Raw genomic sequence first — 22,759 nt, 5'->3', positions numbered from 1 at the left:
CCTACAAAATTAAGCATTCTAAGCTATTGATAATTCCAAAATAAGCTGAAAAGGAAAACAGAAACGCTTCACTACTAAAAATAAGAAGCAAGACTAATATGGTAAAAATATGAGTTTTAAAATAAGGTAAATTGCCAGTATTGTGGCTTTATGAAAACTGCGAAGTATCGTATATAAAACCTCAAAAAATACATCAATTTTGTTTACTTTTGCAGCTCAAAACACAACTTTATTTTAATGAGAACAGATTCTTTTGCCCTACGCCATATTGGCCCCAGAGAAAGCAATCTCCAGTCAATGTTAGACACCATTGGTGTAGATTCGTTAGAACAGTTAATCTATGAAACTATCCCAGATGATATTCGTTTAAAATCCCCTTTAAATTTACCATCTGCGCTCAGTGAAAATCAATATGCCGAACATATTGGAAAACTTTCGGCTAAGAATAAGGTTTTTAAAACCTACATTGGTCTTGGGTACCACCAGGGAATCCTGCCGGCTGTAATCCAAAGAAATGTTTTGGAAAATCCGGGTTGGTACACTGCCTACACGCCCTACCAGGCAGAAATTGCTCAGGGACGCTTAGAAGCTTTACTCAATTTTCAAACAATGGTAAGCGACCTTACCGGGATGGAAATCGCCAATGCTTCCCTTTTAGATGAATCTACTGCAGCAGCCGAGGCTATGGGATTGTTGTTTGCCGTTCGAGACAGAAAGCAAAAGAAAAATGATGTTAATAAATTCTTTGTTTCTGAAGAGACGCTGCCACAAACCATAGAACTTATAAAAACCCGTGCCAATTTTATGGGGATTGATCTTGTGATTGGAAATCATAAAGAATTCGATTTCAATGAGAAATTCTTCGGTGCCTTAGTACAGTATCCCGGAAAACACGGACAAATTTATGATTATAAAGATTTTGTGGCTAATTGTAAAGATGCCGATATAAAAGTTGCGGTTGCTGCCGATATTCTTAGTTTGGTAAAACTACAGGCCCCGGGAGAACTTGGGGTTGATGTTGTAGTAGGAACTACGCAACGCTTTGGCATTCCTCTAGGTTACGGCGGTCCACACGCTGCTTATTTTGCAACTAAAGAAGCTTATAAACGCAATCTTCCGGGTAGGATTATTGGCGTAACCAAAGATCTTGATGATAATCATGCTTTAAGAATGGCGCTTCAAACCCGTGAGCAACACATAAAACGCGATCGTGCCACTTCCAATATTTGTACCGCCCAGGTTTTACTTGCAGTGATGGCTGGGATGTATGCTGTTTATCACGGCCCTAAAGGTTTAAAATATATTGCAGATACCGTGCATTTCTCTGCCGTTACTTTAGCTGAAGAGTTAAAGAAAATGGGGATAGAACAGTTAAATTCAGCATATTTCGATACGCTTAAGGTGAAAGCTGATGCAGAAAAAATTAAAACTGAAGCAGAAAAAAACGAGATCAATTTTTATTATCCTGATGCTGAAACGGTTTGCATTTCTTTAAACGAAACTACTACCCGGGAAGATATAAATGCTATTCTTCAGGTTTTTGCGACGGTTTCCAATAAAAATTCAGCAAACATTGAAAGCTTGGTTGAAGAGGAAGCAATTCCTTCGGCATTAAAAAGAGAAACTGAATTTTTAACCCACGAGGTATTTAATATGTATCATTCAGAAACCGAATTGATGCGATACATTAAAAAACTGGAGCGAAAAGACCTTTCCTTAAATCATTCTATGATATCACTGGGTTCCTGCACTATGAAACTTAATGCAGCTTCAGAGATGCTTCCGTTGAGCAATCCTCAGTGGGGGAATATCCATCCTTTCGTGCCAATAGAACAGGCGGAAGGTTATCAAATTGTACTTAAGAAATTAGAAGATCAGCTTACCGAGATCACGGGATTTGCTGCAACCTCCCTTCAGCCAAACTCTGGTGCACAAGGCGAATATGCGGGACTAATGACCATTAGGGCTTATCACGAGGCTAATGGAGAAAAACATAGGAATATTTGTTTAATCCCTTCTTCGGCACACGGCACCAACCCGGCTTCTGCAGTTATGGCTGGTATGAAAGTAGTGGTAACAAAAGCTTCAGAAAACGGAAATATAGATGTAGATGACCTGCGCGAAAAAGCAGAAAAGCACAAGGATAATCTCGCTGCGATAATGGTTACCTACCCTTCCACCCACGGTGTATTTGAATCTGCCATTAAAGAAATTACGCAAATTATTCACGATAATGGCGGGCAGGTGTATATGGATGGCGCAAATATGAATGCCCAGGTTGGTTTGACCAATCCCGGGGTTATTGGTGCCGATGTTTGTCACCTTAACCTCCACAAAACATTTGCCATCCCTCACGGTGGCGGTGGTCCCGGTGTTGGTCCAATTTGTGTAGCAGAACAATTAAAACCTTTTTTACCAGGAAATCCATTAATAAAAACAGGCGGGGATAAAGCCATTGGACCTATTTCGTCTGCACCATGGGGTTCATCCCTGGTATGCTTAATTTCCTATGGCTACATTACCATGCTGGGAACTAAAGGCTTACAAAAAGCTACCGAATATGCCATACTTAATGCAAATTATGTAAAGGAACGTTTAAGTGAGCATTACAAGACTTTATACTCTGGAGAGCGCGGGCGCGCGGCTCACGAAATGATTTTGGATTGCAGGCCTTTTAAAGAAAATGGCATTGAGGTGGTAGATATCGCAAAACGCTTAATAGATTACGGATTTCACGCCCCTACGGTTTCCTTCCCGGTGGCCGGCACTATGATGATAGAACCTACCGAAAGTGAGAGCAAGGCTGAACTGGATAGGTTCTGTGACGCACTTATCTCTATTAAACAAGAGATCTTAGATCTGGAAAACGAAGAAGACAATGTACTTAAAAATGCACCGCATACCATTGGCATGCTAACCGCCAATGATTGGAAGTTCTCTTATTCCAGGCAGAAAGCAGCCTATCCTTTAGATTTCGTTGCCGAAAATAAATTTTGGCCAAGTGTAAGAAGGGTTGATGAAGCCTATGGAGACAGAAATTTAATGTGTACCTGCCCACCTATTGAAGAGTATATGGAAGTATAAAATTAAAATTGCCTAAAAAAATAATAGGAAAGTATTTTTTTAGGCAATTTTTTATGATATTGCTCAGCTGAAATCCAATTTTTAAATTCGCGCCAGCGAGTTTAAAATTGTATTTATTATTTTAGAGTCTAATTTTAACAAATAAGTCAGATGAATATTAGAATTACCGGCACAGGTAGTTATATCCCAGAAGTTATCACTAAAAATGCTGACTTTGATAATCACGAGTTTTTAAATCCTGATGGAACGGGTTTTCCGCAGGATAATAAAACGATTATAGAGAAATTTAAAGCGATTACCGGAATTGAAGAACGGCGTTATCTTGAAGAAAATTTAAATACTTCAGATATGGCTATCTTAGCAGCCGAAAGAGCATTGGAAAATTCGGGAATAGATCCAGAAACTTTAGATTACATTATTGTAGCCCATAACTATGGTGATATTAAACATCAAAGCTTTCAAAGTGACACCGTGCCAAGTATTGCCACCAGGGTTAAACACAAATTGCGTATTAAAAATCCTAAATCTGTTGGCTACGATATTCTTTTTGGCTGTCCCGGTTGGATAGAAGGATTAATCCAGGCACAGGCATTTATTAAAGCGGGAATGGCAAAAAAATGTCTCGTTATTGGCGCCGAAGCTCTATCGCGTATAGTAGATAAACACGATCGCGATTCTATGATTTTTTCTGATGGTGCGGGCGCAGTAGTGCTTGAGGAAACTGAAGAAGACGGTGGCATTCTATCCCATGAATCTGGCACTTTTGCTTTTAATGAAGCTCATTACATCCACTTTGCAAAGTCAAATAAAACAGAAGCACCAGATGATTTAAGGTATATAAAAATGAACGGCCGCAAGATCTATGAATTTGCGCTTATACACGTTCCCTCTGCTATGAAAACCTGTCTTGAAAATAGCGGAAAATCTATTACCGACTTAAAGAAAATTTTTATTCATCAGGCTAATGAGAAAATGGATGAAGCTATCGTAAAACGTTTTTACAAGCTTCATAAGATGGAAATGCCAAAGAATATTATGCCAATGAGCATCAAGGAACTGGGCAATAGTAGCGTGGCGACTATCCCTACTCTTTATGATCTCGTGCTACATAATAAAATTGATGAACAAAAGCTGGAGAAAGGCGATGTAGTTATGTTTGCCAGCGTTGGCGCAGGAATGAACGTTAACGCCATGGTTTACCAGCATTAAAATGTACGAAAAAACTTTCCCGAACAAACGTTATAAAGAAACATTAGAATTTTTGGAAAGCGTGATAGATCCTTCTGAAAAGATTTTGGATCTGGGGGTAGAGAATCCTTTTTCTAAAATTCTTAAAGAACATAACTATAAAGTTGAAAATACACAGGGAGAAGATTTAGACATAGATACCAGCGCAGTACAAACTTCCGGTTATGATGTGGTAACCGCCTTTGAAATTTTTGAACACCTGGTAGCACCCTATAATGTTTTAAAGGATATTCAAGCCAATAAATTGGTGGCTACCGTCCCACTCAAGTTATGGTTTTCCAACGCATATCGTAGCAAGACCGATATGCGTGACCGGCATTTTCACGAATTTGAAGATTGGCAATTCGATTGGCTATTGGAAAAAGCCGGTTGGAACATAAAACGCCGAAAAAAATGGACCAATCCTGTCAAAAAAATAGGAGTTAGACCTGTTTTAAGACATTTTACCCCGAGATATTATGCTGTTTATGCTGAAAGGTAATCTTTCAGCAAGCATTATAAATTTACTGGTCGTAGCCTATTTGATCCCTTGCCAACCTTTATTCCTCCAACTTCCATTTAAAGGACAAAACATTACTGCTGTCCGATAAAGAATCAATCCCGATAGCCATCGGGACGCTGCGCTCATAGAAACAAGACTTAATTGTAACTGACAAACAGAAATAACTACTTTTTTATACTTCAGAACCCGTATATTTTCTCTATAAATTAATTACAAACGCCAAAAATGTAAATAAAGCTTGAATCAGCTTGAAATCGGGATTAATAGGGCACTTACCAGTTTTTATTGGACATTGCTAATAAAACATCAACTCACTTAATTACAATCGTTGTATACGATTAAAAAAATAGGATAGCATAAAAAATTGTATCTTTCAGAATGAAAAAAAATGGTATGGGATTAGCACTAAAAAATAAAACGGTTGACAAATACTTCGGTTTTCTTCGACGTCTGGATAATGAATCAAAAAAAAGATTAATTTTAAAATTAAAGCAATCTATGGAGAACAAGGAAAAACCAGTAATCCGCTTGAGAAATTTATCGGGGGCATGGGAAGACTCAAGAGATTCAGATGAAATAATTAAAGAGATTAAAGATTCTAGAGTTGAAAAAAAATAATGGTATAAAGTTCTAATGAATTACCTACTTGACACAAACATTATTATACATTTTTTTCGTGGAAAATTTGGAGTTACAGAAAGATTTGAAACCTAAAATGCTGAAAATTGCGCCATTTCTGAAATAACTTTAGCAGAACTTGTTTATGGTGCTGAAAATAGTAACAATCCCTCTAAAAATCATTTGCTCATCACACAATTAATTGATTTAATACCAGTACTACCAATTTACGACTCAATAATGTTATATGGAAAAGAAAAAACAAGATTGAGAAAAACTGGTAAAATGATAAGTGATTTTGATTTGCTTATCGGATGCACAGCGGTAGAAAATAAGTTGACAATGGTAACGGAAAACACCAGAGAGTTTGAAAAAATTTCTAATATAACTATTGAAAACTGGGTGAATAGGAAAATATAGTTTCATACCAGTAAACGGACGGTTTTACCATTTTCCAATATAATTACACTACGGTTCTTTAAAGTTGTATTTTAAAAACTTTCTAATCAGAATAGCTTTCGCAAAAGCTCATACAAATCAACCAAGCTTGTAAAAATTTATTATGAGAAACTCCATCAAATACAGTTTGATATTTTCCTTTGCTCTATACTTAGTGGTAAACACGTTTATCCTACTGCGGGAACAATACTACAAACATCAATTAGAAGCTTACGATCTCAACAAAAGTGGTTTTTTTGAAGAAAATGAAAGAACAAAAAATCAACAAATTGCCTTAAAGAAAGTTTCCAATGATTCGGCACAAACACTTGCCCCAATTACCACAATTCCGTTAATCACTATCCCCGGCCTAATCGTATGGGGCATATTAAGATTAAGACGCAGAAAAAGAAGTCCGAAATATTTAAAAAGTTAGTTACACTAGCGTAAAAAAGATTAAAATTTTGAAAATCTACATCATCATACCCGCCCATAATGAAGCCGGTTTTATCGCAGAAACGCTTCAATCTTTAGCGACACAAAGCTTGCTTCCCACAAAAGTTTTGGTAGTAGATGATGCTTCCTCCGATACAACGGCTGAGATTGCTTCCCAATTCAGCGAAAAATATTCTTTTATCAGTTTAATAAAGAAAGAAGCGGCACCGGGGCATTCTCCCGGCAGCAAAGTAATAGAGGCCTTTAACACAGGATTAAAAAACCTTGATGACGCTTACGACATCATCTGTAAATTTGATGCTGATCTAATTTTTCCGAAGAATTATTTAAAAAATATTGTAAAGCATTTTCACGAAAATCCTAAGGTGGGAATGGTTGGTGGCTTTTGTGAAATACAAAAAAACAACACCTGGGTGCTGGAAAACCTTACCGGAAAAGATCATATTCGCGGAGCTTTAAAAGCCTATCGCAAAGAGTGTTTTAATGATATTGACAACTTAAAACCGGCCATGGGCTGGGATACGGTAGATGAACTCCTGGCGCAATACCACGGTTGGGAAATTAAAACCGACTCTAAACTTAGAGTAAAACATTTAAAACCCACGGGGAAAAATTATAATAAAACCTCCAAGTATAAACAAGGCATAGCTTTCTATAGGCTTAGATATGGTTTTACCATTACTGCCATAGCTTCGGCAAAATTAGCTCTTAAAAAGCGACAACCCGGTTTCTTTAAGGATTGTATTCGTGGGTTTCTGAAAGCAAAAAAAGAAAAACGACCTTATCTCGTTACTAAAGATGAAGGTCGTTTTATTAGAAATTTACGCTGGAGAAAAATGCGGAAAAAATTATTTTGATTTTTCAGCATCTAACATGATATACAAAGGCTTTCCGGTGGCAGCGCTGGGAAAAGCAATCCCCAATAAGGCTGAAATAGTTGGGGCTATATCTACAATTTCACTGCGTTGCGTGGTGCTCCCGTGTGGGATCCCCGCGCCATAGAATAAGAGTGGCGCGTGCGTATCGTAGGTAAATCCGCTACCGTGACTGGATCCCGTTCTACCGTAAGTAAGGGTGGCAGCATCTAAAACTACAACTACATCCCCACTTCTCTTTTGGTTAAATCCATTTTGAATAGCAGTACCGGAATTTGCAGTATAAGACGCCCCGGTTAATTGATCGCGCGTGTACACCTTATCTATTTGGTCCATTTGCAAAATGTGATGTGCGAGTTTTTCCTGCAATTCAGAGCGGTTTATCCCTGCTTTTTGAAGTGCTTCATAATTGAAAAAGAATTGACTATTGCTATAATCGGCTATAAGGTTATCTGCAGCAAATGCTTCGGAAACATAATCTTCTACAGCTTTTTGAAATTCGGAATTACTAAAATAACCGGCTGGAATTTTCACCGAATCTAAATAAGCAGGCACATTTACCCCACCGTGATCTGCGGTTAAGAATACCGTGTAATTTCCATCTCCAACTTTTTCATCTAAGTGTTTTAGTAAGCTCGCTATGTTTTGATCTAAACGTAGATAAGTATCTTCTACTTCCTTTGAATTAACACCAAAGTTATGCCCCACTTTATCGGTACTGGAAAAGCTAAGCGCTAAAAAATCAGTATCCTCATCCTCGCCAAGCTCTTCAGCATCAATAGCGGCAAGAGCAAAGTCTAAAGTAATGTCATTTCCATAAGCGGTATTAAAAATAATATCATAACCGCCATTTTCTTTACTCAAAGATTTTAAATCGTAGGGAAATGAAGCTTCATCTTTTCCTTTAAATCCGCCTTCAAAAGTATTAACATCACTACCACTTTCTTTGTAAGAATCGATATCGTGCAGGGTGTTCCAGTCTTTTAAATAGGAATCTACGTTACCCGACTTGTTAAACTTTCTAACCCATTTTGGTAATTTATCCATATAAAAAGTACTGGAAACCCAGCTTCCCTCATCTTTTCCAACAAACCAATATGCCGCATTTGCGGTGTGCCCCGCCGGTAAAATAGAGCCTCTATCTTTAATAGAAACACCTATAGTTTTACCTCGCATTTGGGTATGCAACCTATTTTGGTCTGCCACAGTTGTCGCTTTCATTCTATGCGGCGACATTTTTCCTGCTTTGGACTTAGTACCTAATGGTTGTACAGAATCATCACCCGCACAATAGACATCTTGGCCGGAAAATTTATCATACCATCCATTTCCAATAATTCCGTGATTCATAGGGCTGGTACCCGTATGGACCGAAGCGTGGCCAGGACCGGTGTACGTGGGCACATAATTAAAATGATTGTTTTTAAAATTATAACCTTCATTAATTAGTTTTTTAAATCCGTCATCTTCAAATCTATCCCAAAAGCGGGTAAGATAGTCATAACGCATTTGGTCTACCACTACGCCCACAACCAGCTTTGGCTTTTCTTCTGGTATTTGCGCTATAGCATTAAATGAAAAGATTAATATAAATAGTAAAAATGTAATTTGTTTCATTGTATTTGTATTAAAGGTTTGGTGTTTAAATGAATCGATAAAGCACAAATTCTGCTCATATTATAGTTGAAAAATCTTATTATACAGTGTTCTTCAAAATTACTAAACATTTTGAGCTAAAGATTAATTCTACGTTAAATACTTTGCTGTATTTTTTTAGTACTTTAGCTTTACAAAAATTGCTTAATGAACTATCTACACTCCATTGGGGAATATTTTTTAATGCTCAAGGGAACTTTTCACCGAATGACAAAAGGATCGGTTTTAAGGGGTTTGATTTTAAAAGAATTAGACGATCTTATTATCGGCTCCATGGGGATTGTCTCTTTCCTTTCGTTCTTTATAGGCGCTGTAGTGGCACTGCAAACTGCGCTTAATTTAAATAACCCCCTAATCCCCAAATCGCTGGTCGCCTTTGCCGCACGACAAAGTATTATCCTGGAGTTTGCCCCAACGTTTATCTCTATTATTATGGCCGGGAAAGTAGGATCTTACATTACCTCCAGTATTGGCTCAATGAATGTGACCGAGCAGATCGATGCCCTGGAAGTTATGGGAATTAACTCACTTAATTACCTCGTATTTCCTAAGATAGTCGCCATGATGTTTTATCCATTTGTGATTGCTATTTCCATGTTTCTTGGAATCCTGGGCGCTTATACCGCAGCCGTTTTTGGCGGGTTTGTAGCGCCAGATCTCTTTGTGCAAGGTTTGCAAGACGATTTCGTTCCTTTTCAACTGGTCTATGCATTTATTAAAACATTTTTATTCGCTTTTATACTAGCTACGGTACCTGCCTATCACGGCTATTATATGAAAGGGGGAGCTCTCGAAGTAGGTGAAGCAAGTACTACCGCTTTTGTTTGGACCAGTGTGGTAATTATTATTACCAATTATATTGTAACCCAATTATTATTAAGCTAAGCATGATAGAAGTAAAAGATTTACATAAAGGTTTTAATGGCGAGGAGGTTTTGAAAGGAATAAATTTTACTTTCGATAGAAGCAAGACCAATCTTATTATTGGCCAATCTGGTTCGGGTAAAAGTGTACTTTTAAAATGTATGCTAGGGCTATTTACTCCTGAAAAAGGTATTATTGAATATGACGGAAAACCTTATGCTGAATTTACCGATGACGAGAAGAAAGATCTTAGTAAAAATATAGGAATGGTATTTCAGGGAGGTGCGCTCTTTGACTCTATGACAGTTGAAGAGAATGTGCTTTTCCCATTGCGAATGTTTACTAAAGGAAATAAGAAGAAGGAAAACTTAGAACGAGTTCGGGAAGTTTTAAAAAGAGTAAACCTGGATGGCACTGAAGATAAAATGCCTTCGGAAATTAGTGGTGGGATGCAAAAGAGGGTTTCTATAGCCCGCGCTATTGTAAACCGACCTAAATATTTATTTTGTGATGAACCTAACTCGGGGCTGGATCCCAAGACGGCTACGGTAATAGACAATTTAATTCAGGAGATCACACACGAATATGATATTACAACTATTATCATTACGCATGATATGAACTCGGTACTGGAGATAGGCCAGAAAATAGCCTTCTTAAAAGACGGGGTTTTAGCCTGGAAAGGTGATAAATCTCAAATCTTCAAAACTGATGATGAAACTGTAACCGATTTTGTGTATTCTTCCGATCTTTTTAAGAAAGTAAGAAAAGCACAATTACAGGGACTTTAATTCACATCAAGGATTTTAAATACCCTAATTGGGTCTTTCACTTTTAAAATTCTCAAGATTAATTCACCTTAAGGGTATCGAGTTTTAAACGTAGTTTTATCCATTTTTCGAAGCGTTGTTTTTCAGCAGCAATTTTAGCTTCAGAAATCCCTTTTTTCCAGGTAAGGTTAAACGTGGGAATGGTATCTGTCTTTTCAAAATTTGTAGTAATCAAGTTGGAATAGCCCAGTTCCTGCAATCCGTCATAATTAACTTTAGCCTCCCGGCTCACATCACTAAACGAGAATTCACTCCCGCTACGTTTAGATAGTTCATTTTCAAGTAAAGCGATTTTCGCATCCTTGTCCTCTATAAGCTCCTGATTTTTAACATAAAGATCTTCCAAAATCCCACTTCGCACCTGTGTAGAAAGTTCATCTAAACTCCCCGATGGATCCGATCCCTGATGCACAATTAATTGCGATTCCTTTAAAGCTTCAATACCGCCCAACTGTTTCTTCCAGGTAGCAATTGTGCCCTGGGGCACCAACTTCCCGATAAGATATACTTCTATACTTTTTTTATTATAATCGTAGGTAGATTTAATAGTTTCAGTACCATCATAAGTAACCACATTGCTCACATATTCTTTGGCTTTGGCTTCAAATACTTGTTCCTGAAGCAGGAAAACAAATAAAATCACACTGGGAATCATTACAATAACGGCAATAGTTGAAGCTATTTGGGCTATTCTCCTTCGCTTTTTACTATTTACATATTTAACCAGGGGAAAGCCTAAAATCTTGGTCACGACAAAGGTGGAAAGTGCTATAAACACCGTATTGATAGAAAATAAATACAAAGCTCCCCCGGCATAAGACCAGTTGCCAATTGCGAGACCGTAACCAACGGTACATAAAGGTGGCATAAGCGCCGTAGCTATAGCTACCCCAAGAATCACACTGGCAATTGTTCCTTTTTTGGTTTTAGCCACAATAAGTGCCAGCCCCCCAAAAATTGCGACCAAAACATCTAAAATAGTTGGATATGTCCTGGCAAGTAACTCGGGGGTTTCTTCCTTAACCGGAGAAACCAGAAAATAGATATAAGCGGTTAGAACACTTAAGCCAACCATGACCCCAAGATTGATAAAAGATTTTCTAAGGGTTAATACATCGTTAATCGCTATAGACATCCCTATTCCAACAATAGGCCCCATAAGCGGAGAAATAAGCATCGCTCCAATTACCACTGCGGTACTACTTACATTGAGCCCTACCGAAGCGACAAAAACGGAAAATATAAGAATCCAGGCATTATGCCCCTTAAAAGAGATATCTTTCTTTACGGCCTCAATAGTAGATTCCCTGTCGGTGTCATGACGAATCTCAAGCAGATCTTTAATGAAAAGTTTAATGCTTTCCCAGATGCCTTCTGCCCTATGTTCAAGATGTCCCGAATTGTTATTGGGATCAACCGGAGGTTTATCAGAATTTTGGTAGTTATCCATTTATTTTAGCCTAAATCTTCTCCAAATTTATCCATGACGTCTTCTCTAATTTTTTTCACCTTCTGAATATTTTCTTTGGGAGTAATTAGTAAAATCTCCTCATTTTCTACCACAAGATAATCCTTCAAGCCTTCTAAAACAACAACTTTAGCATTTGACGTTTTAACAATATTGCCAGAAGCCTCCATAGGAAAAAAACGGGCATTTACCACGGTATTCCCATAGTCATCCTCTGGTAATTCATCCTCAAGTGACTTCCAGGTACCTAAATCGTTCCATTTGAATTTCGCCGGAAGCATGTAAACCGCTTCAGATTTTTCCATAATTGCATAATCTATGGAAACATTTTGTGCTTTATAGTAATTATTCTGAAGAAAATTATTTTCTTCAGAAGTATTAAAAACCGACAACCCTTTTTCAAAAAGACGGGTCATTTCTGGTTGATGTTGCTTAAAGCTTTCTATAATAAATGAAGCACTCCAAATAAAAATACCGGCATTCCATACATAATTGCCTTCTTCAAGAAATTTTTCAGCACGACTAAAGGATGGTTTTTCAGTGAATTTTAAAACGGGTTGTGCCCCGTCTCCATCTTTCTTATACTTTATATACCCATAACCGGTATTAGGAAATGTAGGCTCAATCCCCAGCGTAATTAGTTTGTCATTTTTAGCAACAATATCAAAAGATTCCTCGATATTTTGCTGAAATTCCATCTCCCCCTGTATCCAATGATCACTTGGTGCTACAATGATCAAAGCATCTTTATTTCGTTTTTTAATCTTAAGGGCACCCAATAAAATACTGGGAGCCGTGTTTCGCATTTCGGGCTCCAACACTATTTGGTCATCTTTCACCTCGGGTAATTGCTCTTTAATCGTGTCTTTAAATCCCAAATGGGTAAGAATTATAATATTTTCTGCCGGCATTAATTTTACCAAACGTTTAAAGGTAGTTTGAATAAGAGTTTGTCCCACCCCCAATACATCCTGAAATTGCTTAGGGGATTTAGTGGTGCTATCTGGCCAAAATCTTGAACCAATACCACCGGCCATTAATATTGCATAACGATTTTTATTCTTCATAAATTCTCAACTTTGAGGTCATTTAATGAGTTCCACTTCCGCATTAGGCTGGAACAAATATATCTTCCCGCTATCAATTTCAATACATTCATATCGCTTTACTCTTCTCCTCCCTTTTTTAAAGGTTTTCCCATTATAAATTCTAAAAATTGCTCCCCCGGGAATTTCAAAAATATAATTCTTATCATTGGCAGGATCAAAACTTTTTAGGGCAATTGCCAATTCTGCATCGGTATCACTACTCGCTTTTGGGTTTCTAAAATGCCGGGCAATCACCGGTAACAATCCCGTGGGGAAGATCTCGGGTCTTATAAATGGCAACATTAAATTCCTAAAAGTTAACTTCCACTCGCCGCCGTGCGGCTTAATTTGTCGCCCAAATTCTTCGAAAGCAAGTAAATGTGCTATCTCGTGAATTAATGTAATTAAAAATCTGTATTTGTTTAAATTAGCATTTACTGTAATTTGATGGGCGCCATTTGGCATCTTGCGATAATCCCCGTGTCTTGTTTTGCGCTCATTCACAATCTTTAAATGCACGTTATTTTCTTTTATTAAATTGAAAATAGGTGTCACAGAACGCTCGGGAAGATATCTCTCAAGAATACTTCTCATAATCTACGGTGTGCTATTAGAAACCTGTAGCAATTTCCCATTATAATATTTATTGCCGTTTAGGCTAAAGTCCACAATATATTCTGCCATTTCTTTTGCTGAAAGTGGAGCCTGCATCCCGGGAAAAGCTGCCTCAAACATTTCGGTTTGCACAGCGCCCAAAGCCAGGACATTAAATGCTGGACCTTTTTCTTTATATTCTTCGGCCAGTAGTTCGGTTAACGTTATAACCGCAGCTTTACTGGAACTGTAGGCAGAAAGTCCCGGGAATTTAACGCTTCCCTGTACGCCACCCATAGTGCTTATATTTACCACGTGGGATTCCCGCTTCATAAAAGGCAGTAACTTTTGCGTAAGTGCAATCACTCCAAGCACATTGGTACTATATAATTCCTGAAATTCTACAGAAGTGATTTCCTCGAAAGGTTTATTTATAAATGCCCCCGCGTTATTAATTAAAACGTCCACTTGCTTCCATTCAGAAGAAATATACGCTGAAGCTGCTTTTAAATCTTCTTCCTTAGAAAGATCGCATGACATGCTTTTCACATGCGCTAAATTTAAAGCTTCAACCGGTTGCTCATTTCGGGAAAGCGCCAGGACGGAAAATCCTTTTTCAGCAAAAAGTTTTACCATTTCAAAACCAATTCCACGACTGGTACCTGTAATGACAATATTTTTCATATGTTTATTTGTTGTGATTTTGTGAACAAGTAACGAAGTGATATTGTTTTTAAAATCAACATTTTACTTCCCCGCTTCTTGCCGTCACATCTTTTTATCTGTTTATATTAAATTTTCACTGAGAAATATTCTAAATCATTTATTTCTACTAGAATAAGCTATTATTATTGCTCATTCATCCTTATTTCCTTTTCTGGCGTATTGGCCATTTTATATATGCCGGGAATCACGCTTTTAATTACCTTAACCATATGTGGTATATCCAACTTTTCAGCCTCATCTGCTACGTGGTGATAATAGTTGTAATTGGTAAAATCGAAAGTGGAAATACTTTGTGCCGGCACTTTAAAAGCCTCATAAAACGGATAATTATCACTTCTCTTAAAAAGTTGATACTCCTTTGCCTGTGGTAAAAAGCCCAAAACTTTTTCTTCGGAATATTCATTAAACTTTTCAGCAAAATTAGAATTTTCATAACCGGTAAGATAGCCAATATAATCCTTGTTCGCCATGGGCACACCAATCATCTCAAAATTAAATAGGGTATAGAGATCCAGATCATCAGCTTTTAGACGTTTTGCCAGTTTTTTTGCACCTACCAGCCCTAATTCTTCCGCAGAAAAAAGCACAAACATAATACTTCGTTTATTATCGTCTATTGCTGCAAACTTTTTTGCCATCTCGACAACTGCAACCGTTCCCGCGGCATTATCGTTAGCACCATTGGCAATAGAGTCGCCATCTATGGGATCTTGAATTCCAATATGGTCATAATGCGCTCCTAAAATAATAAACTCTTCTTTAAGCTGGGGATCATTGCCCGGTAATACTCCTACTATATTGAAGCCTTCCACACCCTCGGTTTCAAAATTATGACGGTAAGTTTCAAAATAAGGTTTAAGGTTGTTTTCTTTAAAAATACCTTCAATCTTTTGAGCAGCTTTTTCAATTCCTTCGCTACCGGTTGCCCTTCCCTCTAATTCGTTAGATGAAAGGTATTGCAGCAAATCTGCTACCTCATTTTTATTAATTTCAAGATTTAAATTTTCGGTTTTGGTAACAGCCGCTTCAGCTTTTGAAGTGGTTTTGGTTTTTTTTGAATTTCCGCAGGAAATTAACAAGGCTAAGGCAAAAAGCCAACATAGTTTAGTTATCGTTTTTCTCATACGGCTAAAGATAAAAAAATCCCGCAATTTTGCGGGATTTTTAATAATTGTTATACTAATTCTGTGCTCTGTATTGAGTTTCTAAGCTAGAAACTAGGCCAACATTGTCACAGGATTCTCCATATAAGTCTTTAAAGTCTTTAAAAAAGCCGCTCCGGTTGCACCATCTACTGTTCTATGGTCACAGGCCAGGGTCAACTTCATCGTATTCCCAACTACAACCTCTCCATTTTTAACTACCGGTTTTTCCACAATAGTTCCTACAGAAAGGATAGCAGAGTTTGGCTGATTTATAATACTTGTAAATTCTACAATTCCAAACATACCAAGGTTAGACACTGTAAAAGTACTGCCTTCCATTTCCTGGGGTTGCAGTTTTTTATTTCTGGCTTTCCCTGCAACATCTTTTACATTTCCACCAATTTGGGTCATAGACATTTGGTCAGCAAATTTTAATACCGGTACTACCAGACCTTCTTCTACTGCTACGGCAACACCCATATGGATATGCTTAGCAATTTTCATGCTATCTCCTGTCCATTGGCTGTTCACCTGCGGATGTTTGCGCAATGCCATTGCACTGGCTTTTATCACCATATCATTAAAAGAAACCTTCACATCTGGCATCTCGTTAATTTGCTTACGCGAAGCCATTGCATTTTCCATATCCACTTCTATAGTCAAATAATAATGTGGTGCATTAAACTTAGATTCTCCAAGTCTTTTTGCGATGGTTTTACGCATTTGAGAGTTCTTAATTTCCTCAAAGCTTTCCTCACCGGCTGGCACATATGCCTGCGGTGCGGCAGGAGCTGCTGTTTCTTTTGGTGCTTGTGCTGGTTTCTCTGAAGGCTTAAAGTCTTCAATGTCCTTCTTCACAATACGACCATTATTTCCACTTCCTTTTACTTCAGAAAGATCTATGCCTTTATCCTCGGCCATTTTCTTAGCCAGTGGAGAAGCAAAAATTCTTCCTCCGTCTTTTGAAGTTTCTGTAGATTTAGTTTCCTCCTTCTTAGCAGTATCTTCTTTCTTATCCTCTTTTTCTTCTGAAGAAGCTTTCTTATCGGCTTTAGGTTTTCCGTTTGCAGAAACGTTAGAAACATCGGTACCTTCCGGGCCAATTATAGCTAAAAGACTATCCACCTTAGCAGTTTCTCCTTCTTCCAATCCTATTTTCAATAAGGTACCTTCATAGAAAGATTCAAATTCCATAGTGGCTTTATCTGTTTCGATCTCTGCCAGGATATCTCCTTCTTCTACTTTATCACCTTCTTTTTTCAACCAGGAAGCAACAGTTCCTTCTTCCATAGTATCACTAAGACGTGGCATCGTTACTACTTCTACTCCTTCTGGAATTTCGTCGTTCCCGCCACCAGAAGTTTCCTCCTCATCATTGGTATTATCTTCTTTCTCATCATCATTGGCTTTTTTGGCATCACCACCACCTTCCAACAATGCTGAAATATCTTCACCTTCTTCACCAATAATAGCGAGCAGCTTATCTACAGGAGCGGTATCTCCTTCTTCAATTCCAATATGCAACAGGGTACCATCATAGAATGATTCGAACTCCATTGTCGCTTTATCGGTTTCAATTTCAGCAAGGATATCTCCTTCTTCTACTTTATCACCTTCTTTTTTCAACCACTTCGCAACCGTACCTTCTTCCATGGTGTCGCTCAAGCGTGGCATATTAATTACTTCTGCCATAATTTACTGAGGTTTATGTGCTAAAAACGGATAATCTTCCTGTTCGTAAACAACATCGTACATAACGTTCTTCTCTGGAAAATCTGACTCATCGGCAAATTTCTCACATTCAGTAACCTTATCTTTAACGCGTTTATTTATTGCTTTTATTTCATCTTCAGAAGCATATTTCTTATCCTGAATTTCCTTTAAAACTTTGGCTATAGGATCTAACTCCTGATATTCAGCAACTTCTTCTTTTGTTCTATATTTTTGAGCATCACTCATGGAGTGACCTCTATAACGGTAAGTTTTCAATTCAAGGAAAGTTGGACCTTCACCTTTTCTTGCTCTTTTGATTGCCTCATCCAAAGCTTCGGCAACTTTCACAGGATCCATAGCATCTACAGGCCCACAAGGCATTTCATAACCCTGGCCAAGTTTCCAAATTTCTGTTCCTTTAGAAGTCCTGGCTACAGATGTCCCCATGGCATAACCATTATTCTCTACACAAAACACTACTGGCAGGTTCCATTTCACGGCCATATTTAAGGTTTCGTGTAATGAGCCCTGTCTCGCAGCACCATCACCAAGGAAAGTAAGGGTAACAGCATCACGTTTAAAATATTTATCTGCAAAAGCCAGACCAGCGCCCAGAGGGATTTGCCCCCCTACAATACCGTGACCCCCATAGAAATTATGCTCTTTAGAAAAAATATGCATAGAACCACCTAGTCCCTGGGAAGTTCCTGTTGCTTTCCCGTAAAGCTCGGCCATAACCCGCTTGGGATCTACTCCCAAACCAATTGGCTGCACGTGGTTACGATAAGCAGTGATCATTTTGTCTTTCTCCAGGTCCATCACATGAAGGGCTCCAGCCAGGATAGCTTCCTGCCCATTATACAAATGCAAAAAACCTCTAACTTTCTGCTGAATGTAAACTTGCGCAAGTTTGTCTTCAAATTTACGCCAAAACAGCATATCCTCGTACCACTTTAAATATGTGGCTTTTGTAACTTTCTTCATTTAACATATAAATTTTAGACCAGGCAAAATGACTTACCGGGCGGAGAACAAAAATACTATTTTAAGTATGAATGGAAAACAGTTTTCAGCCAAAAAATAACGAAAACGTTATAGGCTATCTTTATCAAAAACCAAAGGTAACAAATCTTTAATTGAATTAGCCTTCATTACCTGGCCGGTTTCCCCCATAAAGTAAACCGCTATAGCTTCATTTTGCTTTACTTCATACTCCACTAAAGCCTGCCGACAGGCACCACAAGGAGGCACCGGGGTCTCTACTCTATGCTTTACGGACCTCACAGAAATTGCAATATCCTTTACCCGGGCATCTGGGTATTTTGCACCGGCATAATAAATTGCAGTTCGCTCTGCACATAAACCGGAAGGATAAGATGCATTTTCCTGGTTACTTCCCGTAATTGTTTCGTTATTATCCAGTGCGATTGCCGCTCCTACATTGAATTGAGAATAAGGGGCATAAGCCTTATCCCTGGCTTCAAAAGCATTTTTCATTAATTCCTGAATTGCTTCAGGCAGTGCTTCTAAAGACTCAAAAACCTCAAAATTTGAAGTTATTTTTAATGGTTTCATAAATTTCTATTGAAAGATGGAAGATAAAGGAATCATTTGAGGCCTGAAAAGGCTTTTATACAATTTTTACTCGATAATCGGGATTTACCCTAAAGGTCATCGGGATGGATCAATCAACATGGTTTTCAGAGAAGACGTTAATCGAGAAATATTTCTTCTGAAAAGAATGGATTCTCAGTTAGTTAAACTTTAGTCTTTCCTCATTTCTCTTTTTTCTCGAAGCAAATATTCTTTATCGAAAAACATTTTATTAATACGCAGGATAACGATCTCCAAAATTAAAAGTGAGCCCGAAGCGCAAAGTACCTTCTAAAGGACTAGGCACATTGGAAGTTGAAAATAAATAGGAAATATCTATTTGTACCTCTTCATATTTAAAGCCTGCACCAAAAGACACAAAACGCCTGGAGCCTTTAGTTTCGCTTTCGCTAAAATAACCAGCCCTAAACGCAAAAGCATCTCGATACAGATATTCTGCACCCAGTGCCCAGGTAACTTCCCGCAGCTCTTCACTAAAACCACCCGGAGCGTCACCGAAGGATTTAAAGATTCCTTGTATTGCTCCTATATCATTATATTCGGCAGCGTCTTCAGCATCCATCTTGCCATCACCGTTAAAATCTTTTGGGGTAGGCACCAACAGTTTATTGAACTCCACATAAGTCCCCAAACGGTTTTCGGTGTCGAAAATAAAGTCAAAACCACCTCCCAGTTTTAAATTGGTGGGAATAAAATTTTCCTGCCCCGAATCGTCATATTTCATTTTGGGACCAATATTAGATATATTAGCTCCTGCTCTCCATCTACCATTAAAACTTCTATATACCAATTGATCACTTTGGTAATAAGCGGCAACATCTACCCCAAAGCTACTGGCAGCACCAAGATCTTCCTGGTCTTGCAAACCAAGATCTGACCGCAAATACCTACCTGCAACGGCCATGGAGATGTTTTCACTTAATTTAAGGGAATAAGATAAATCGAACGTAAGCTCATTGGGATTTACTAATAAAGCATCTTGTTCAAAACTCATTCGGGTTTCTATGGTGCCAAGACTAAAATATCTCAAACTCGCTCCAAAAGCACTGCGATCATTAATTTTATTATAATAATTAATATTCCCCAGAAAAATATCGTTTACAATATCGCTAAGATAAGGAGTGTAAGAAACCCCAACCCCGTGTTCCCGTGCTGCAAAGGCATATTTCGCGGGATTCCATTGTTGGGAAAAAACATCTGGTGAAGTCGCTATACCCTGGTCACCCATTCCGGCAGAGCGGGCGTCGGCGGCAAGGACTAAAAAAGGAACTGCAGTAGTAATTACCCTATCCCTTTCTTGCTGGGCTATTGTTTTAAAATGAGGTATTAAAACAAGGCCAAGCAGTAAGAATGTAATTTTTCTCATCATATTACTTAATGATTAACAAATATATACTAATATTTTTTTACCGAAAAAGCCCTGGGAATTAATTACCAATAAATTTTAGAAAGCTTTACCTTTATATTTGATGTTAATCCACTTTTTCTAAGTCGATACTTAAAAACATAAAACCTGTACTAAAAGATTCTTTCCGGGAAATTTAGAACTAGTAGCAGCAATTAGCTTCAGGGGTAACGGTACGGCCTTTTTTCTGAATACTTTCAGATATAAACCGGCTATTTCCCGCAATTATATTGACAAATTCTATTTATTTCAGCTTAAAAACCAGTATATACTTTAGTAAACAAGGATGAATATACATGAACTTCATCTTAATTAAACAACAAATTATTTCAACAAATATTGCCTTTCGTTTAAAATGTATAGAATTTTATGTAGCGAAAGCTTTCATTAAATAAAAAACATTTAATTTTGCCAGCAGGATTTATAAAAAATAATTTAACACTTAAACAGTGACACTTTAAAGTTCCTTAATACACAAGGCTTTCAGGATTTTAAACCCGTGAAGCACTTTTAAGGCAAACAAAATAAACTTGTACATTAAACGTTAATTACTATATTGCGACGCCTAAAATTTCTACCAAAAGAGATTATGAATATGAAAATAAACATTGCTTTTAAAGCCTTTTTAACCTTCTTTTTAGCCGTTGGGTTACTTAGTTGTAATAATTCCCGGGATTACAAAAACAACTCCAGAGCAACTGGTTGGGATATAAATTCCGACGAAGGTGGTTTTCAATACAACACAGATTACAAAGAGCAGGAGGCTGGCCCCGGGCTCGTTTTTGTGGAAGGTGGTACTTTTACCATGGGACAGGTGCAGGACGATGTTATGCATGACTGGAATAACACTCCTACCCAGCAACACGTACAGTCCTTTTATATGGACGAAACCGAGGTAACCAATATGATGTATATGGAATACCTGGACTGGCTTAAAAAAGTTTTTCCGCCAACCGAGGAAAACTATCGCAAAATATACAACGGTGCGCTTCCTGATACCCTGGTATGGAGAAATCGTTTAGGGTATAATGAAACTATGGTAAACAATTACCTAAGACATCCCGCTTATGGAAACTACCCTGTAGTTGGAGTAAGCTGGATCCAGGCTGTAGAATTCAGCAAATGGCGAACAGACCGCGTTAACGAATTGCGGCTGGAAGAAGAAGGCTATACCAAAGAAGGGGCACGCTATACCGATGTTAAGGCCGGCAGCACCTTTAGCACAGAAACTTACTTAAATGCACCTAGCCTGGCTTACGGAGGCAACACAGAGATTAGCCAGGGAGGAAAAGAATCCCAGAAAATGATTGAAAACCAATCTCAGGACAGCCTTGGGAATTCATTAGGTGGACAAACGTATGTACAACGCAAGGACGGAGTGCTATTACCGGAATACCGCTTACCTACCGAAGCAGAATGGGAATATGCGGCTTTAGCGCTTGTAGGCATAAGAGATTACAATGCTTACCGCGGAAGAAAAAAATACCCCTGGGATGGACAATATACCAGAAATAATGATATGAGGGCTCAGGGCGATCAATTAGCCAACTTTAAACAAGGAAAAGGAGATTATGGTGGAATTGCAGGATGGAGCGACGATGGCGCCGATATTACCGCTGAAGTAAAATCTTACAATCCCAACGATTTTGGACTTTATGATATGGCTGGAAACGTTGCCGAGTGGGTAGCCGATGTGTACCGCCCAAAAATTGATGATGAATTTAATGACTTCAATTATTACCGTGGAAACGTTTATACCAAAAACGCCATAAACGAAGATGGTACCGTAAAAGTTGTAGGGTTGGAAGATATTCAGTTTGATACACTAAGCACAGGAAGACTGGTAGCCAGATCTTTCCCTGGTGAAATTGCCCAGGTTCCGGTTACCGAGGAAGATACTTATATGCGCACTAATTACACAAATAGTGACCAAAGAAACTTTAGAGATGGTGACAAGCAATCTTCTAGATACTACCAATCTTATCAGGAAACAGACGAATCTAAGCGCATGTACAACTCACCACAATACAATGCGCCAAACAGAAACGATAGCACCAGCATTGCGGGAAGCGGATATGACAACCAGAAAAGAACCACGCTTATTAGCGATGAGGTTAGGGTTTACAAAGGTGGCTCCTGGAAAGATAGAGCTTATTGGCTAGACCCGGCACAGAGAAGGTATTTCCCACAAGGTATGGCAACAGACTATATTGGGTTTAGAAATGCCATGTCGCGGGTTGGTTCTAAATCCCTGGGGGAAAAGAAAAAAGCCCGAAATTAAAAATTTAGATTCCAAAATATTTATTAAAAGCCCTATATAGTTAGGGCTTTTTTTATAGTTTTATACTAATAGAATTACAAGTAATACATTAGAACCTGGACGTTTTAATTTAAAACTAATTAAGCTGTGACGGTTTAATTATTACCCTGATTCT

At 38.2% G+C, this 22,759-nt stretch carries 20 protein-coding genes; 10 read left to right on the top strand and 10 right to left on the bottom strand.

What is annotated here, in order from left to right:
- The first annotated feature begins 237 nt into the window (after positions 1–237).
- The 7 genes from gcvP (at position 238) to BUA71_RS08830 (ending at position 7,203) form a co-directional block, all read left to right on the top strand.
- A complete protein-coding gene (gene gcvP, locus BUA71_RS08860; RefSeq protein ID WP_072878786.1) occupies positions 238–3,084 on the top strand; it encodes an aminomethyl-transferring glycine dehydrogenase in 2,847 nt (948 codons plus the stop codon).
- A gap of 150 nt (positions 3,085–3,234) precedes the next feature.
- Entirely contained in the window at positions 3,235–4,293 is a 1,059-nt protein-coding gene (locus BUA71_RS08855; RefSeq protein WP_072878785.1) for a 3-oxoacyl-ACP synthase III family protein, read from the top strand.
- A 1-nt stretch (position 4,294) separates the two neighbouring features.
- The gene (locus BUA71_RS08850) at positions 4,295–4,813 is read left to right on the top strand and encodes a class I SAM-dependent methyltransferase (RefSeq protein ID WP_072878784.1); all 519 of its coding nucleotides are present in this window, start codon (positions 4,295–4,297) and stop codon (positions 4,811–4,813) included.
- A 399-nt stretch (positions 4,814–5,212) separates the two neighbouring features.
- A complete protein-coding gene (locus tag BUA71_RS08845) occupies positions 5,213–5,452 on the top strand; it encodes a hypothetical protein (protein WP_217653611.1) in 240 nt (79 codons plus the stop codon).
- Positions 5,453–5,566: 114 nt separating this feature from the next.
- Positions 5,567–5,872, top strand: a complete 306-nt coding sequence (locus BUA71_RS08840; RefSeq protein WP_262506752.1) for a PIN domain-containing protein — start codon at positions 5,567–5,569, stop codon at positions 5,870–5,872.
- 142 nt (positions 5,873–6,014) lie between these two features.
- A complete protein-coding gene (locus BUA71_RS08835) occupies positions 6,015–6,326 on the top strand; it encodes a hypothetical protein (protein WP_072878783.1) in 312 nt (103 codons plus the stop codon).
- 28 nt (positions 6,327–6,354) lie between these two features.
- On the top strand, positions 6,355–7,203 hold the full coding sequence (locus BUA71_RS08830; protein WP_072878782.1) for a glycosyltransferase family 2 protein: 849 nt from the start codon (positions 6,355–6,357) through the stop codon (positions 7,201–7,203).
- On the opposite strand, the gene pafA is transcribed toward BUA71_RS08830, so the two are convergent.
- Positions 7,195–8,838: an alkaline phosphatase PafA gene (gene pafA / locus BUA71_RS08825; protein WP_072878781.1), complete on the bottom strand. Its 1,644-nt coding sequence runs from the start codon at positions 8,836–8,838 to the stop codon at positions 7,195–7,197. The two genes, BUA71_RS08830 and pafA, sit on opposite strands and share 9 nt — an antisense overlap.
- A gap of 186 nt (positions 8,839–9,024) precedes the next feature.
- On the opposite strand from pafA, the gene BUA71_RS08820 reads away from it, so the two are divergent.
- Positions 9,025–9,762 carry an MlaE family ABC transporter permease gene (locus tag BUA71_RS08820; protein ID WP_072878780.1) on the top strand — a complete coding sequence of 246 codons (738 nt, stop codon included), beginning with the start codon at positions 9,025–9,027 and terminating at the stop codon, positions 9,760–9,762.
- Positions 9,763–9,764: 2 nt separating this feature from the next.
- Positions 9,765–10,532: an ABC transporter ATP-binding protein gene (locus tag BUA71_RS08815; protein WP_072878779.1), complete on the top strand. Its 768-nt coding sequence runs from the start codon at positions 9,765–9,767 to the stop codon at positions 10,530–10,532.
- 58 nt (positions 10,533–10,590) lie between these two features.
- Here the strand turns inward: BUA71_RS08815 and BUA71_RS08810 are convergent, their stop codons facing one another.
- The 9 genes from BUA71_RS08810 to porV form a co-directional block, all read right to left on the bottom strand.
- Positions 10,591–12,021, bottom strand: coding sequence for a DUF389 domain-containing protein (locus tag BUA71_RS08810; RefSeq protein WP_072878778.1), 1,431 nt, complete (start codon positions 12,019–12,021; stop codon positions 10,591–10,593).
- A gap of 5 nt (positions 12,022–12,026) precedes the next feature.
- The gene (locus tag BUA71_RS08805; protein WP_072878756.1) at positions 12,027–13,106 is read right to left on the bottom strand and encodes a mannose-1-phosphate guanylyltransferase; all 1,080 of its coding nucleotides are present in this window, start codon (positions 13,104–13,106) and stop codon (positions 12,027–12,029) included.
- A gap of 18 nt (positions 13,107–13,124) precedes the next feature.
- Positions 13,125–13,721 (bottom strand): SprT-like domain-containing protein, encoded by a 597-nt coding sequence (locus BUA71_RS08800; RefSeq protein WP_072878755.1) that lies wholly within the window; start codon positions 13,719–13,721, stop codon positions 13,125–13,127.
- A gap of 3 nt (positions 13,722–13,724) precedes the next feature.
- On the bottom strand, positions 13,725–14,405 hold the full coding sequence (locus BUA71_RS08795) for an SDR family NAD(P)-dependent oxidoreductase (protein ID WP_072878754.1): 681 nt from the start codon (positions 14,403–14,405) through the stop codon (positions 13,725–13,727).
- Between the two features lie 164 nt (positions 14,406–14,569).
- Positions 14,570–15,571, bottom strand: a complete 1,002-nt coding sequence (locus BUA71_RS08790) for a M20/M25/M40 family metallo-hydrolase (protein ID WP_072879095.1) — start codon at positions 15,569–15,571, stop codon at positions 14,570–14,572.
- Positions 15,572–15,664: 93 nt separating this feature from the next.
- Entirely contained in the window at positions 15,665–17,284 is a 1,620-nt protein-coding gene (locus BUA71_RS08785) for a pyruvate dehydrogenase complex dihydrolipoamide acetyltransferase (protein ID WP_072878753.1), read from the bottom strand.
- Positions 17,285–17,287: 3 nt separating this feature from the next.
- On the bottom strand, positions 17,288–18,289 hold the full coding sequence (gene pdhA / locus BUA71_RS08780; RefSeq protein WP_072878752.1) for a pyruvate dehydrogenase (acetyl-transferring) E1 component subunit alpha: 1,002 nt from the start codon (positions 18,287–18,289) through the stop codon (positions 17,288–17,290).
- A gap of 108 nt (positions 18,290–18,397) precedes the next feature.
- Positions 18,398–18,880, bottom strand: coding sequence for a cytidine deaminase (gene cdd, locus BUA71_RS08775; protein WP_072878751.1), 483 nt, complete (start codon positions 18,878–18,880; stop codon positions 18,398–18,400).
- A gap of 250 nt (positions 18,881–19,130) precedes the next feature.
- Positions 19,131–20,285, bottom strand: a complete 1,155-nt coding sequence (gene porV, locus BUA71_RS08770) for a type IX secretion system outer membrane channel protein PorV (RefSeq protein ID WP_072879093.1) — start codon at positions 20,283–20,285, stop codon at positions 19,131–19,133.
- Positions 20,286–20,919: 634 nt separating this feature from the next.
- Here porV and gldJ point away from each other — a divergent pair.
- Positions 20,920–22,605 (top strand): gliding motility lipoprotein GldJ, encoded by a 1,686-nt coding sequence (gldJ, locus tag BUA71_RS08765; RefSeq protein WP_072878750.1) that lies wholly within the window; start codon positions 20,920–20,922, stop codon positions 22,603–22,605.
- The last annotated feature ends 154 nt before the right edge of the window (positions 22,606–22,759 follow it).

Origin of the sequence: Salegentibacter echinorum (assembly GCF_900129445.1) — a bacterium.
Classification (GTDB): domain Bacteria; phylum Bacteroidota; class Bacteroidia; order Flavobacteriales; family Flavobacteriaceae; genus Salegentibacter; species Salegentibacter echinorum.
This window is presented reverse-complemented; position numbering and strand designations above follow the sequence as displayed.

Excerpts from the sequence above, each read along its gene's own strand:
- gcvP (WP_072878786.1), top strand. The coding sequence starts at position 238 with ATGAGAACAGATTCTTTTGCCCTACGCCATATTGGCCCCAGAGAAAGC.
- BUA71_RS08855 (WP_072878785.1), top strand. The coding sequence starts at position 3,235 with ATGAATATTAGAATTACCGGCACAGGTAGTTATATCCCAGAAGTTATC.
- BUA71_RS08850 (WP_072878784.1), top strand. The coding sequence starts at position 4,295 with ATGTACGAAAAAACTTTCCCGAACAAACGTTATAAAGAAACATTAGAA.
- BUA71_RS08845 (WP_217653611.1), top strand. The coding sequence starts at position 5,213 with ATGAAAAAAAATGGTATGGGATTAGCACTAAAAAATAAAACGGTTGAC.
- BUA71_RS08835 (WP_072878783.1), top strand. The coding sequence starts at position 6,015 with ATGAGAAACTCCATCAAATACAGTTTGATATTTTCCTTTGCTCTATAC.
- pafA (WP_072878781.1), bottom strand. The coding sequence starts at position 8,838 with ATGAAACAAATTACATTTTTACTATTTATATTAATCTTTTCATTTAAT.
- BUA71_RS08820 (WP_072878780.1), top strand. The coding sequence starts at position 9,025 with ATGAACTATCTACACTCCATTGGGGAATATTTTTTAATGCTCAAGGGA.
- BUA71_RS08815 (WP_072878779.1), top strand. The coding sequence starts at position 9,765 with ATGATAGAAGTAAAAGATTTACATAAAGGTTTTAATGGCGAGGAGGTT.
- BUA71_RS08810 (WP_072878778.1), bottom strand. The coding sequence starts at position 12,021 with ATGGATAACTACCAAAATTCTGATAAACCTCCGGTTGATCCCAATAAC.
- BUA71_RS08805 (WP_072878756.1), bottom strand. The coding sequence starts at position 13,106 with ATGAAGAATAAAAATCGTTATGCAATATTAATGGCCGGTGGTATTGGT.
- BUA71_RS08800 (WP_072878755.1), bottom strand. The coding sequence starts at position 13,721 with ATGAGAAGTATTCTTGAGAGATATCTTCCCGAGCGTTCTGTGACACCT.
- BUA71_RS08795 (WP_072878754.1), bottom strand. The coding sequence starts at position 14,405 with ATGAAAAATATTGTCATTACAGGTACCAGTCGTGGAATTGGTTTTGAA.
- BUA71_RS08790 (WP_072879095.1), bottom strand. The coding sequence starts at position 15,571 with ATGAGAAAAACGATAACTAAACTATGTTGGCTTTTTGCCTTAGCCTTG.
- BUA71_RS08785 (WP_072878753.1), bottom strand. The coding sequence starts at position 17,284 with ATGGCAGAAGTAATTAATATGCCACGCTTGAGCGACACCATGGAAGAA.
- pdhA (WP_072878752.1), bottom strand. The coding sequence starts at position 18,289 with ATGAAGAAAGTTACAAAAGCCACATATTTAAAGTGGTACGAGGATATG.
- cdd (WP_072878751.1), bottom strand. The coding sequence starts at position 18,880 with ATGAAACCATTAAAAATAACTTCAAATTTTGAGGTTTTTGAGTCTTTA.
- porV (WP_072879093.1), bottom strand. The coding sequence starts at position 20,285 with ATGAGAAAAATTACATTCTTACTGCTTGGCCTTGTTTTAATACCTCAT.
- gldJ (WP_072878750.1), top strand. The coding sequence starts at position 20,920 with ATGAAAATAAACATTGCTTTTAAAGCCTTTTTAACCTTCTTTTTAGCC.